This is a genomic window from Nocardiopsis dassonvillei subsp. dassonvillei DSM 43111 (assembly GCF_000092985.1).
GTDB classification, from domain to species: Bacteria; Actinomycetota; Actinomycetes; order Streptosporangiales; family Streptosporangiaceae; genus Nocardiopsis; species Nocardiopsis dassonvillei.
In genome coordinates this window covers 1,691,536-1,704,128 of record NC_014210.1, presented here as the reverse complement: position 1 = coordinate 1,704,128, position 12,593 = coordinate 1,691,536, and the positions used below count along the sequence as shown (strand labels likewise).

General features: G+C 75.5%; 11 protein-coding genes. 3 read left to right on the top strand and 8 right to left on the bottom strand.

Going from position 1 to position 12,593, the window contains the following annotated elements; all coding sequences use genetic code 11:
- Positions 1-199: 199 nt before the first annotated feature.
- The 3 genes from xylB (at position 200) to NDAS_RS06880 (ending at position 4,841) form a co-directional block, all read left to right on the top strand.
- Positions 200-1,585: a xylulokinase gene (gene xylB, locus NDAS_RS06890; RefSeq protein WP_013152425.1), complete on the top strand. Its 1,386-nt coding sequence runs from the start codon at positions 200-202 to the stop codon at positions 1,583-1,585.
- Positions 1,586-1,948: 363 nt separating this feature from the next.
- Positions 1,949-3,682: a hypothetical protein gene (locus NDAS_RS06885; RefSeq protein WP_013152424.1), complete on the top strand. Its 1,734-nt coding sequence runs from the start codon at positions 1,949-1,951 to the stop codon at positions 3,680-3,682.
- A gap of 187 nt (positions 3,683-3,869) precedes the next feature.
- Positions 3,870-4,841: an aldo/keto reductase gene (locus NDAS_RS06880; protein ID WP_013152423.1), complete on the top strand. Its 972-nt coding sequence runs from the start codon at positions 3,870-3,872 to the stop codon at positions 4,839-4,841.
- A gap of 196 nt (positions 4,842-5,037) precedes the next feature.
- On the opposite strand, the gene NDAS_RS06875 is transcribed toward NDAS_RS06880, so the two are convergent.
- The 8 genes from NDAS_RS06875 to NDAS_RS06840 all read right to left on the bottom strand — a co-directional run bounded on the left by NDAS_RS06875 (position 5,038) and on the right by NDAS_RS06840 (position 12,573).
- Entirely contained in the window at positions 5,038-5,634 is a 597-nt protein-coding gene (locus NDAS_RS06875) for a bifunctional 4-hydroxy-2-oxoglutarate aldolase/2-dehydro-3-deoxy-phosphogluconate aldolase (RefSeq protein ID WP_013152422.1), read from the bottom strand.
- Entirely contained in the window at positions 5,627-6,607 is a 981-nt protein-coding gene (locus NDAS_RS06870; RefSeq protein WP_013152421.1) for a sugar kinase, read from the bottom strand. The genes NDAS_RS06875 and NDAS_RS06870 overlap by 8 nt, the downstream gene beginning before the upstream one ends.
- Positions 6,604-7,464: an SMP-30/gluconolactonase/LRE family protein gene (locus NDAS_RS06865; protein ID WP_013152420.1), complete on the bottom strand. Its 861-nt coding sequence runs from the start codon at positions 7,462-7,464 to the stop codon at positions 6,604-6,606. Before NDAS_RS06865 ends, NDAS_RS06870 begins: the two co-directional genes overlap by 4 nt.
- A 17-nt stretch (positions 7,465-7,481) precedes the next feature.
- On the bottom strand, positions 7,482-8,627 hold the full coding sequence (gene dgoD / locus NDAS_RS06860) for a galactonate dehydratase (RefSeq protein WP_013152419.1): 1,146 nt from the start codon (positions 8,625-8,627) through the stop codon (positions 7,482-7,484).
- Positions 8,624-9,355 (bottom strand): FadR/GntR family transcriptional regulator, encoded by a 732-nt coding sequence (locus NDAS_RS06855; protein ID WP_013152418.1) that lies wholly within the window; start codon positions 9,353-9,355, stop codon positions 8,624-8,626. Before NDAS_RS06855 ends, dgoD begins: the two co-directional genes overlap by 4 nt.
- A gap of 25 nt (positions 9,356-9,380) precedes the next feature.
- A complete protein-coding gene (locus tag NDAS_RS06850) occupies positions 9,381-10,136 on the bottom strand; it encodes an SDR family NAD(P)-dependent oxidoreductase (RefSeq protein WP_013152417.1) in 756 nt (251 codons plus the stop codon).
- A gap of 68 nt (positions 10,137-10,204) precedes the next feature.
- Positions 10,205-11,485: a hypothetical protein gene (locus NDAS_RS06845; protein WP_013152416.1), complete on the bottom strand. Its 1,281-nt coding sequence runs from the start codon at positions 11,483-11,485 to the stop codon at positions 10,205-10,207.
- On the bottom strand, positions 11,482-12,573 hold the full coding sequence (locus NDAS_RS06840; protein WP_013152415.1) for a zinc-dependent alcohol dehydrogenase family protein: 1,092 nt from the start codon (positions 12,571-12,573) through the stop codon (positions 11,482-11,484). The genes NDAS_RS06845 and NDAS_RS06840 overlap by 4 nt, the downstream gene beginning before the upstream one ends.
- Positions 12,574-12,593: the final 20 nt, after the last annotated feature.

Genomic DNA, 12,593 nt, shown 5'->3' with positions numbered 1-12,593 from the left:
TGGTGCGCTGACTGCCATGAGCGCAGTTAACCACATTCCCTATCGGTTTAGTTGCCTAAAGGCCGCCGAGCCGGGGAGCACCGTGATGGAAAACGGTCACAACGGGACAACGGACAGTGACAACGCTTTCCAGCACCCGCCCCGATCCTCTAGGTTGTGGGGGTTGCCACCCCCACCCTGCCCTCACGGAGCGAGAACCATGCCCCTGGTCGCCGGAATCGACAGCTCGACCCAGTCCTGCAAGGTCGTGGTCTGCGACGCCGACAGCGGCGCGGTGGTGCGCGAGGCCCGCGCCCCGCACCCCGACGGGACCGAGGTCCACCCCGACGCCTGGTGGTCGGCCCTGGAACAGGCCTCCTCCGGCCTGCTCGACGACGTGGCCGCCGTCTCCGTCGCCGGACAGCAGCACGGCATGGTCGCCGTGGACGAGGTCGGCGCGGTGGTCCGCCCGGCGCTGCTGTGGAACGACACCCGTTCGTCCGGGACGGCCCTGGACCTGATCGAGGAGCTGGGCGGCCCCGCCGAGTGGGCCAAGGCCGTGGACAACGTGCCCAACGCCAGCCTGACCGTGAGCAAGCTGCGCTGGCTGGCCCGGCACGAGCCGGAGCACGCCGACCGCACGACCGCGGTGATGCTCCCCCACGACTGGCTCACCTGGCGGCTGACCGGAGCCGGATCCGAGCCCACCACCGACCGCGGCGACGCCTCCGGCACCGGTTACTGGTCGGCGACCGACGACGCCTACCGCCCCGACCTGCTGGCGCGGGCCTTCGGACGCGAGATCCGGGTGCCGCGCGTGGCCGGACCGGCCGAGGCCGTGGGGCGCACCCCCTCGGGCGCGCTGGTGGCCCCGGGCACCGGGGACAACATGGGCAGCGCCCTGGGCCTGGGACTGCGCCCGGGGGACGCGGTGGTCTCCCTGGGCACCAGCGGCACCGTGTTCGCCGTGAGCGAGGGCCCCACCCAGGACCCCAGCGGCATCATCTGCGGGTACGCCGACGCGACGGGCCGGTACCTGCCGCTGGTGTGCACCCTCAACGCGGCCCGGGTGCTCGGCGCCACCGCCGCGATGCTGGGCGTGGACCTGGCGGGCCTGGACGAGCTGGCACTGGCCGCCGAGCCGGGCGCCGAGGGCGTCGTGCTGCTGCCCTACCTGGACGGCGAGCGCACGCCGGTACTGCCCGACGCCGCGGGTTCGCTGCACGGGCTGCGCCGGTCCAACATGCGCCCGGAGAACATCGCCCGCGCCGCGGTGGAGGGCATGCTGTGCGGGCTGGCCGACGGGCTGTCCGCGATGACCGACACCGGGATCCCGGTCAGCCGGGTGCTGCTCGTGGGCGGGGCGGCCCGGTCGGCCGCCGTGCGCGCGGTCGCGCCGACCGTCCTGGGCGCGCGGGTGGTCGTGCCGAGGCCCGCCGAGTACGTGGCCGTGGGCGCCGCCCGGCAGGCGGCCTGGACGCTGGCGGGGACCGCCGAGGCGCCGAACTGGGACCCGGGCGAGCCGGAGGCCGCCGCGGAGCCCGTGGACGCGCCGCACGTGCGCGAGCGCTACGCCGAGGCGCGCCGTTCCGCCCACGGCCTCTAGGCGCCGCGTCCGCTTCCGGACAGGGATCGCCGGGGTCGCGCGCATCGCCCCGGCGAACGGGCGACGGGCAGGAGGAGCGGACGACGAACACCGGGCGGCAGGAGCGGGCCGCGGTAGGCGCGTGCCCGCCGCCGTCGCTCCGGCGCACTGACCGGAACCGTTGACGGTGTGACGCACGGGGTACCCCCACCGGTGGTCCCGCCGCCGGTGCCGCTGTGGACCGGCGGTGGCACCGGTGGCAGGACCGTCCCCGAGACCACCCCCGGCGGACGGTGCCGGGGCGCGGGGCGGGCGGGGCCCTTGGGTGCGCTGTCCCGTCGCCGGGCGGGGCGGAACGGACGCAGAGCGGTGGCGGGAGGGCGCATGTCGGTCGAGGAGCGGCTGCGGGTGCCCATCGGGTCGGCCCCGGCCTGGTCCACCGCTCCCGGCAGCCGACGGGTCCTCGTGGTGGCGCACACCGTGACCGCGCTGACCCGGCTGCTCGACATCCTCCCCCTGCTGGAGTCCGACCCCCGCGTGCAGGTCGTGTTCACCCGGGCGCGGACCTCCAACTTCCGCGAGGGCGTCACCGAGTTCCTCGGTGACATCGGCGCCGTCGTCGCGCCGTGGGAACAGGCGGTGGAGGAGGAGTTCGACCTCGCCCTCTCCGCGAGTTACGGCGACGATCTGCACCGGATCAAAGCGCCCATGGTGGTGTTCTCCCACGGCGCCGGATACAACAAGTTGGCGAAACCGGAAACCGCGGGCGCGCCCGCGGCCGAACTCCCGCACAAGGACGAGGCGGTCTTCGGCCTCTCCCGCCAGACCCTTCTCCGCGACGGCGCGCTCGTCCCGCAGACCCTGGTGCTCTCCCACTCCGAGCAGCTCGACCGGCTGAACGCCGCCTGCCCCGAGGCTGTGGACGCGGCCCTCGTCGCCGGGGACCCCACCTACGACCGCGTCCTGGCCGGACTCCCCTGGCGTGAGCGCTACCGCGACCACCTGGAGACCGGACGGCGCAGGCTCGTCCTGATCAGCTCCACTTGGGGCCCGACCTCCCTGCTCGGCCGCTGGCCCGACCTGCCCGTCCGCCTCGTGGAGGAACTCCCGGTGGACGAGTACCGGGTGGCGCTGGTCCTGCACCCCAACGTCTGGCACGGCCACGGGCCCTGGCAGGTGCGCGCCTGGCTCGCCGACGCCGAGCGCGCCGAGCTGCGCGTCCTGCCGCCCCGGCAGGGCTGGCAGGCGGCCCTCGTCGCGGCCGACCACGTCGTCGGCGACCACGGCTCGGTCACCTTCTACGGCGCCGCGCTGGGCACCCACACGATCCTCGGCGCGTTTCCCCACCACGAAATGGCCAGCGACTCCCCCATCGCCGCCTTCGGCAGAACCGCCGCCCTCCTGCGCCCGGACGCACCACTGCTTTCCCAGATCGTGGAGGACTCGGAGGAACACACCGCGGGAAGGTTCGCGGAGACCACGCGAATGCTCACCTCCGTTCCGGGGAAGTCCGGCGCCCTTCTGCGGTCCGCGTTCTACCGCATTCTCGACCTGCCCGAACCCGCCCACGAGGTGCGGGTGACCCCGCCCGACCCGCCGGTCCCCCACCGGCGCGGATGGCCCGACACGGCCGGCTGCGCCCCGCTCCTGGCCACCGCCGAGGAGGAGGACGGCGGCATCCGGGTGACCCGTCACCCGGCCGAACCGGCGGTCACGGGACGGCTGTCCCTGCGCCGACCGCACACGGTCACGCACGCCGACGAACCCCAGACCCGCTGGCGCGACGCCGCGGACGTCGTGGTGTGCGGACCGGACCGCGGTGATCCGTGGCGGCGGATCGCCGAGGCGCTGGAGGCACACCCCGGCGCCCGCCTGCTGGCCGCCGCCGTGGACGGCGACGACTGCCTGGTCGGCGACCGCGCGGCCCTGCGCCACCGGCTCTCCCCCGAGGAGGGGGCGCGGGACGTGGACCCGGCGGTGTTCGCCTCGGCGTTCTGGCGGCTGCGGCGCGACCCCGGTGTCCAGGCCGCCGGAACCGGTCCCGCCGAAGGCCTCGTGTTCACCGTGCTGGTGGGCGACCGCTCCGTCCGGGTCCGGGTGGCGCGGGAGCCCCCCTGAGGCGCACCGGTCCCGTTCCGGCGCGGGGACCGGAGGCCCTCACCTTCCGGCCGCGCGGCCGGAAGGTGACCGCTTCCGGCCACGGCCACCCGGTGTGACACCCCGAGAAGGGAGGAAACACCGGTTTCCCGGCACATGCTGGCCTAGCCTGTCGGCGCATCCACCATTCGACGAAAGCGGGGCGAACATGAACCACGTACGGCTTCGCCAACTGGGAGGGTCATCCCTGCGCGTGTCCCCCCTGTGCCTGGGCGGGAACGTCTTCGGCTGGACCGCGGACGAGCACGCCTCCTTCCAGATCCTGGACGCCTACACCGCGGCGGGCGGGAACTTCCTCGACACCGCCGACTCCTACTCCGCGTGGGTCGGGGGCCACCGGGGCGGCGAGTCCGAGACGGTCATCGGCCGCTGGCTCGCCTCGCGCGGACGCCCCGCCGACATGGTGATCGCCACGAAGGTCAGCGAGCACCCCGACTTCCGCGGCCTGTCCGCGTCCAACGTCAAGGCCGCCGCGAAGGCCTCGCTCGAACGGCTGGGCGTGGAGACCATCGACCTGTACTACGCGCACTTCGACGACGCCGAGACCCCGCTGGCCGAGAGCGCCGAGGCCTTCTCCGAGCTGGTGGACGAGGGCGTGGTGCGCCACGTGGGGCTGTCCAACCACAAGCCCGGCCGCATCCGGGCGTGGCTGGAGGTGTGCGAGGAGCGGGGCCTGCACGCCCCGGTGTGCGTGCAGCCCCTGTACAACCTGGTGGAACGCGGGATCGAGGCCGACCTGGTGCCGCTGGCGCGCGAACGCGGTCTGGCGCTGCTGCCCTACTTCGGCCTGGCCCGGGGGTTCCTCACCGGCAAGTACCGGCCGGGTTCGGCCGACGTGGACAGCCCGCGCGCCGGGAAGGCCCGCGCCTACCTGGACGAACCGCGCGGTCGGCGGGTGCTGGAGGCCCTGGACACGGTCGCCGAGCGGTGCGGGGCCTCCCAGGCGGCCGTGGCGCTGGCGTGGCTGGCGGACCGGCCGTCCGTGGCTTCGGTGCTGGCCAGCGCCCGCGACACCGGCCAGCTGGCCGACCTCCTGCCCGCCAACCACCTGCGGTTGGACGAGGAGTCCGCGGCCCTGTTGACCAGGGCCACCGACCCGGAACCGCCCGAGGACGCCTGAGGCCCCGGACTCCGCAAGCCCCGGCCCGGCGGGCCGGGGTTGCAGGCTCCCCGGGCCGCGCAGGCCCCGCGTGAGTCCCGAGGACTGGGCGCCCGGGCCCCGGGGTCGCGGAGAGGTCCCAGAGGCCCAGGATTCCCCGAGCCCAGGAGGCGCCCCGGTCTCGGGAAGCCCCCGGGCCCCGGGGCGCCGGGCGCGTTCAGACGAGTTCGGCCAGCAGGGGGATCTGCTCGGGGTCGGCCAGGGCCGAGCCGACCGCCACCATCCGCGCCCCCGCGTCGAGGTACTCGCGCGCGTTGCGGGCGTCCATGCCGCCGGTGGCCACGATCCGCAGCTCGGGGAAGGGCCCGTGCATGGCGCGGAACCACGCCGTGCCGAGCGACGTGGCGGGGAAGGCCTTCACCCAGCGGCCGCCCGCCCTGATCACGCCCTGGATGTCGCTGGGGGTGGCCACACCGGGCAGGTGGGGCATCCCCGCCGCCTCCGAGGCGGCCATGACCTCCGCGTCGAAGCCCGGCGCGACGGTGAAGGCGGCACCGGCGTCGGCCACGTCGCGCACCTGCTCGGGGGTGATCACCGTGCCCGCGCCCACGGGGTGGCCGCGCTCGGCCCCGGCCCTGACGGTCGCGCGCAGCGCCTCCAGGCCCTGGGCGTCGCGGGCGGGCACCTCGACCGCGGTGACGCCCAGGTCCCACGCGCGCTCGGCCAGTTCGACCGTGGTGTCCACCGGCATGCCCCGCAGGATCGCCAGTACGCGGTGTCCCCCGAACAGCCCGTCCAGTCCCTGGTCACTCATGTCCTTCTCCTCTCACCGCGGCCACGGCCGCCGAAGCCTGGTCGGTCCACCGGTCGTCGGGGACCGCGAGCAGTTCGTCCACCGACCCCACCGGGGGCGGGTCGGCCAGGTCGCCCACCACGCGCAGGACGCGCCCGGCGCACAGGTGCCCCAGCCGCAGGCGGCCCCGCGCGTCGAGGCCGCGCAGCCCTCCCGCCAGGTACCCGGCGGCGAAGGCGTCACCGGCTCCCACCGGATCGACCACCTCCACCGCCGGAGCGGGCACGTACTCCTCGTCCTCGCTGTGGAACTCGGTGGCGCCGTGCTCGGCGTCCTTGACCACAAGGCGGTCCACGTCGGGCAGGAGCGCGCGGACGTCACGGGCGGTGGGGGTGCCCCACAGCTCCTCGGCCTCGTCCCTGCCGACGAGGACGACGTCGGCGAGCCGGGCCAGCTCCAGCAGGCGGGGGGCCGCCTGCCCCTCCTTCCACAGGCGGGGCCGGTGGTTGACGTCGAAGCTCACCGTCAGGCCGGGGTCGGCCAGCAGGCGCTCGGCCAGGGCGTCGCAGCCGGGCGAGAGCGCCGGGGTGACGCCCGACAGGTGCACCGCCCCCGCCGTCCGGACGAGGGGGTGCTCGGCCAGTTCGGGGCCCATGGCTGAGGCGGCCGACCCCGCGCGGTAGTAGTGGACCGCGCTGCCCGAGGGTGAGGGGTCCTTGACCAGCAGGCCGGTGGGCCGGTCGGGGTCGGTCCGCACGCCGGACACGTCCACGCCGCGTTCGCGCAGGCTCCGGGTGACCACCCGCCCGAAGGGGTCGTCCCCCACGCCGCTGAGCCAGGCGGCCCGGTGCCCGAGGGCGGCCAGGGCGCACGCGACGTTGGACTCCGCGCCCGCGGTGCCCATGGACAGGAGAGGGGCGCCGTCCAGGGGGACCGGTTCGGCCGCGGTGAGCAGCAGCATGGTCTCGCCGACACAGGTGACCTGGGGCGTCACGGGTTTCCTCCGAAGGGCTGGGCCGCGGGGGCGGACACGTCCACGGGAACCGAGAAGAGGGCGCCGTCGCCGGGCCCGGGGCGGTCGAGGCCGGTCGCGGCTGAGGTGACGAACAGCCGGGGGTCGGGGGCGTCGACGACGCACACGCTGGTGGGCTGGGCGGCGGGCAGGTCCACCACGCGCTCCAGGGTTCCGTCGGGGTCGTAGCGGTGCGCCCTCCCCGCGCCCCAGACCGCGACCCACAGGTGCCCCTCGGCGTCGACCTGCATCCCGTCGGGGCTGCCGTCCCCGACCCGGGCGAAGACGGTCCGCGCACCGGGGGCGCCGTCCGGGGAGATCTCGTAGGCGTCGATGCGGCCCTCGGCGCTGTCGGCGAGGTACATGCGGGCGCCGTCGGCGGTGAAGGCGGGACCGTTGGGGACGGTGTAGCCCTCCAGGACCCGGGTGACCCGGCCGTCGGGGTCGGCGCGGTAGAGCGAACCGGCCCCGGGGGTGCCGTCGTAGGCCATCGACCCGGCCCAGAACCTCCCGCTCGGGTCGCAGCAGCCGTCGTTCATCCGCATCGGCGTGGCCGCGCCGTCCTCGGGCCTGGCCAGCCACTCCGGTGCGCCGCCCTCGGACAGCAGCGCCACGCCCGTGCCCGCCGCCGCGACGAACCTCCCCGGTTCGCCCCGGACGGGGGCGACCGCCCCCAGGGGGACGTCGAGGGCGGCGACCACCTCGGCCGGGCCCGGCGTGCGGGGGTCGAGCCGCAGGAGGCGGCCGGTGAGGATGTCCACCATGAACAGGTCCCGGCCCCGCAGGCGCAGCCCCTCCCCCAGTTCGAAGCGGTCGGTGCTCCACGGTTCGCACAGCATGCGCGTCACTCCCTTCCTCACCACTCCGCGAAGGACCCGTCCTGGTGGCTCCACACCGGCGGCCTCCAGCGGTGGCCGATCCGGTCCGCCGCGCGCACGGCGTCCTCGTCCACGCTCACGCCCAGCCCCGGGGCCTCGGAGCGGTGGATGTGCCCGTCGGGGAAGGCGAAGACCTCGGTGTCCAGGACGTAGTCGAGCAGTTCGGCGTCGCGGTTGTAGTGGATGCCCATGCTCTGTTCCTGGATGAGGAAGTTGGGCGTGGCGAAGGCGACCTGCAGGCTCGCGGCCAGGGCCACGGGGCCGAGCGGGCAGTGCGGGGCCAGCAGGGCGTCGTAGGTCTCGGCCAGGGAGGCGATCCGGCGCACCTCGGAGACCCCGCCCGCGTGGGAGAGGTCGGGCTGGACGACCGCGACCCCCGCCTGGAGCGCGGGCAGGAACTCGGTCCGGCCGAACAGGCGCTCGCCGGTGGCGATGGGCACCGGGCTGGACCGCACGACGTCGCCGAGCAGGTGCCCGTACTCGGGCAGGACCGGCTCCTCCGCGAACATGGGGCGCAGGGGCTCCAGCAGGGGCAGGACCCGGCGGGCGGTGGCCGCGTTGAAGCGGCCGTGGAAGTCCACCGCCACGTCCCGGTCCGGGCCGAGCACGTCGCGCACCCCGGCCAGTCGCTCCACGACGCCGTCGATCTCGCGCACGGTGGCCGAGCGCCCCATCACCCCGGACGCGTTCATCTTCACGGCGGTGAGACCGGACTCCACGCGGGCCGCGACCGCCTCCGCCAGCTCGGCCGGGTCGTCGCCGCCGACCCAGCCGTACACGCGCACCCGGTCGCGGACGGGGCCGCCGAGGAGCCGGTGGACGGGGACGCCCAGCCGCTTGCCCGCGATGTCCCACAGCGCCTGGTCGAGCCCCGCGACGGCGCTGGACAGGATGGGCCCGCCCCGGTAGAAAGCGGCCTTGGTGAGGCGCTGCCAGTGGTACTCGATGGGCGCGGGGTCCTGGCCCAGGAGGAGTTCGGACAGCTCCTCGACCGCGGCGCGCACGGTCTCCGCGCGCCCCTCCACCACGGGCTCGCCCCAGCCCACGACGCCGTCGTCGGTCTCCACCCGGCACATCAGCCACCGGGGCGGGACCAGGAAGGTCTCGATACGGGTGATTCTCACTGAGGTGTCTCCAGATCGTCTACGGCCGCGTCGTCCTCGGTGACGCGGAGGAGGTCTTCCCTGGCCTGCTCCAGCAGGGAGCGCATGGCGGACTCGGCGGCGCGCGGGTCGCCCGCGGCGACGGCATCGGTAACCGCGCCGTGGGTGGGCACCGGGTCGTCGTGGGCGCCCCCGTGGACCAGGCGGTCGCGTTCGGAGAGCCCCGCGGCGAAGAAGACGTCGGTGCGGGTGAACAGCTCGTTGTGCGTGGCCGCCAGCAGCGCGCGGTGCCAGCGCAGGTCGGCCCGCGCGGCCTCCTCCGCCGGGCCGCGGCCGGTGTCGGCGATGTCGGTGAGCGCCGCGCGCAGTTCGGTGACGTCGGCGTCGGTGCGGCGCAGCGCGGCCAGGCGCGCCGCGGCGGGTTCGAGGGCGTCGCGCAGTTCGGCCAGCTCGCCGAAGAAGACGTCCCCCGCGCCCGCGGCGATCCGCCACCGGACCACGTCCGGGTCGAGCAGGTTCCAGTCGCCGCGGGGGCGCACGAACGTCCCCTTCTTCTGCCGGGAGCCGACCAGGCCCTTGGCCGCCAGGACCTTGATCGCCTCGCGGATCGCGGTCAGGCTCAGGTCGAGCTCGCCGCTGAGCGCGGCCAGGTCGATCGTCTCCCCCTCGCCGATCCGTCCGGAGAGCACGCGCTCCCCCAGCAACCGCACCGTCTGGCCGTGCACACCGCGCCCCGAGTAGGCCGCCATCACTTCCTCCGTTCCGGGCGTCCCGTCACGACGACGCCTTGTAGATACTCCACCCTCCGTCGACCGGCAGGCTCGTCCCGGTGACGTAGGAGGCCTCCGCGGAGGCGAGGAAGGAGATGACGGAGGCCACCTCGTCGGGGTCGCCGAAGCGGCCCGCGGCGGTCTGCGCGACGCTGTCGCGGCGGTCCTCCTCGCCCACGCCCTCCCAGGCGGCGGTGAGGATGGGGCCGGGCAGCACGCAGTTGACGCGCACCCGCGGCCCGTACTCGACGGCGAGCTGGCGGGTCAGGGCGGTGAGCCCGCCCTTGGTGGTGGCGTAGGCCGGTCGGCCGGGGAGCCCGAACCAGGCGTGGACCGAGGAGGTGATGACGACGCTGCCGCCGCTGGCGGAGAGGTCGTCCAGGCAGGCGCGCACCCCCAGGAACGCGCCCGTGAGGTTGACGGCGAGCTGGCGCTCCCAGGACACGAGTGTGGTCTCGTGGGCGGGCGCCTGCTCGAAGGTGTAGGCGTTGGAGACCAGGACGCCCACCGGCCCGAAGGCGTCCCGGGCCGCCGCCACGACCCCGTCCCAGGAGGCCTCGTCGCTCACGTCGGCACGCACCGCCAGGGCGCGCCCGCCCTCGGCGCGGATGCGTTCGGCGGTCTCCTCCAGGCTCGGGGACAGGTCGGTCAGCACCACCGAGGCGCCCTCGGCGGCCAGGCGGCGGGCGGTGGCCTCCCCGATGCCGCGGGCCGCGCCGGTGACCACGGCGGTGACTCCGCGGTGCCTGGTGTGTGTCATGTCGCTCCGTCCTCTGCTGCGTCCCCGGCCGGGCCGGGAGCGGTCGTTGCTCTGCTGCGCCGCGGTGCTCAGGCCCGGTCGGGCGCGAACACGACGGCGGGCGCGGTGTCGGTGTCGGGTTCGGGGACCACGGCGTCGAAGCGCGCCGGCTCGCCCGGCCGGGTGTGCGCGACCGTGCGGCCGGACGCCCGGTGGACCAGCGCGCCCGCGCGCGAGGACGTGAAGACCCCGCCCAGGCGCCGCCCTCCCGGCTCGGGGGCGCCCCAGCGGGGCTCCTCGCTCCAGAAGCCGTCGGGGGTCACCTCGGTCACCGGCCCCGTGCCGGTGCCGAAGCCGAACTCGACGGCGAGGGAGGTGGACTGCCCCGGTTCGAGCTCGGTGAGCGGACCCAGCGCCTCGACCTCGGTGACGCGGTCCACCGGGCACAGCCCGCCCAGGTGCTCCAGGGGCCGGTCCACGGGGCATTCGAGCCACACCTCGGCCCTGGAGCCGCCGTCCGGGTACTCGGCCCCCTCCCGCACGGCGAAGCGCTGGGTGAGGGTGCCCTCGGCGCCCACGTCGGCCAGCCATCCGGAGGCCGTGGGGAAGCCGACCTTGCCGACCACGTCCTGGAGGGGGACCCGCACCACGGAGGGCGTGTGCTCCACCACCCGGGGGCGGCCGTTGCCCGCGACGAGCGGAACCGTGTGCGGGCCCGGGCCGCTCACGCCCACGTAGACCCCGCGTGCGCCGTCCGGTCCGCCGGGCCCGTCCTGCTGCCCGTCGGACCCGCTCGGCCCGTCGGTCCCACGAGAGCCACCGGAGCCGCCGGGACCGCCGTCGAGCTGGGTGACGTTCCACAGCGCCCACCTGCGCGTGGTGCCGGAGACGTTGACCGCCTCCAGGTCCAGCCGGTAGGCGGCGCTGTCGGGCGCCAGGGTCAGGCGGCGGACGAGCCGCAGCCCCGAGCGCGGGTCGTCCCCGCTGGTGAGGGTGAGCACGGCGGAGCCGTCGGGGGCGGTCGAGGTCTCGGCGGTGTAGGGGCCCGAGTCCAGCACGGAGTCGGGCGGCCCCGCCCACTCGTCGGGCCCGTCCCACCCCTGGGGAGCGGGCCAGGTCTTGTCGCCGCCGACGTTGTTCCACGCGCTCATGGGCCCGTCCACCGGCCCGAGCACCACGCCCTCCACCGGCTGGAGGTCCTCGCCCAGCAGGCGGGGGTTGCGGTACAGGTGCTCGCGGCCGCGGTGGCGCACCGACAGGAGCCGCCCGCCCAGCGCGGGGGCGGCGGTCAACCGCAGCACGCCGTTGTCCAGGACCACGAGTTCGTGCGCCCCGGAGGCGTCGCGCCGCACCTCGACGGGGCGGCTCACCTCTCGGCTCCGTTGACCAGGCACACCTTGCCGCGGCTCTCGCCCGCGGCCAGGCGGTAGGCGGCGTCGGCGTCGGCGAGGTCGAAGCGGTCGGAGACCACCCGCTCCGGGGACAGGCCCCAGCGCACCAGGTTCACCGACAGCTCCGCCATGGCGGGCAGCGAGGTCACCCAGGAGGCGTACAGGGTGAGCTGCTTGTGCAGGAGGGTGTCCGACACCTCGGTCTCCAGGGCGCCGCCCTCGCCGACGAGGGAGACGCGGCCCCACTCGGCGGCGTTCTCCAGGGCCAGGGAGCGGCCCGGGCGCGACCCGGAGCAGTCGATGGCCGTGGCCGCGCCCCGGCCGGAGGTGACGCGGGCGATCTCGTCGGCCGCCTCCTCGGGCGAGGCCAGGGCGTCGAAGACGTCCAGGCCGGCGGCCCACTCGCGGCGGCGCTGGTTGGGCTCCACCCCGATCACGCGGGCCGCGCCCATGCCCCGGCCGATCATCCCGGCCGCCAGCCCCACCGGGCCCAGGCCCACGACGAGCAGGTCGCCGTCGCCGTTGACCCCGATGCGCCGCAGCCCCTCGTAGGCGGTGCCGAACCCGCAGGCGATGAGCGCGCCGTCCACGAAGGACAGCTCGTCGGGCAGGGGGACGCAGGTGGACTCCTCCGCCAGCAGGTACTCGGCGTGGCCCCCGTCGCGCTGCCAACCGTAGGCCGCCCGGGAGGGGTCCGTGCAGCTGATCATGAAGCCGCGGCGGCAGTTGTCGCACAGCCCGCACCCGGCGATGTGGTACACGATGACGCGGTCGCCCGGGCCGAACCTGCGGCACCCCGGCCCGGCCTGCACGACCGTGCCCGAGGGCTCGTGGCCCGCGACGACGCCCTGGTAGGCGGGGCCCTCGACCCCCCGGTGCGTCTTGTGCTCGTGGTAGATGAAGCCGATGTCGCTGCCGCAGATGCCCGACGCGCCGACCCGGATCAGCACCTGTCCGGGGCCCGGCTCGGGCACGGGCAGGGTGTCCAGGACCGCGGTCGAGTCCCCGGGCAGGCGCACCCCGCGCATGGTCTCGGGGAGTGCGGTGGCGGCGGCCGTGGTGTTCATGACTGTGTTTCCCCCGTTCG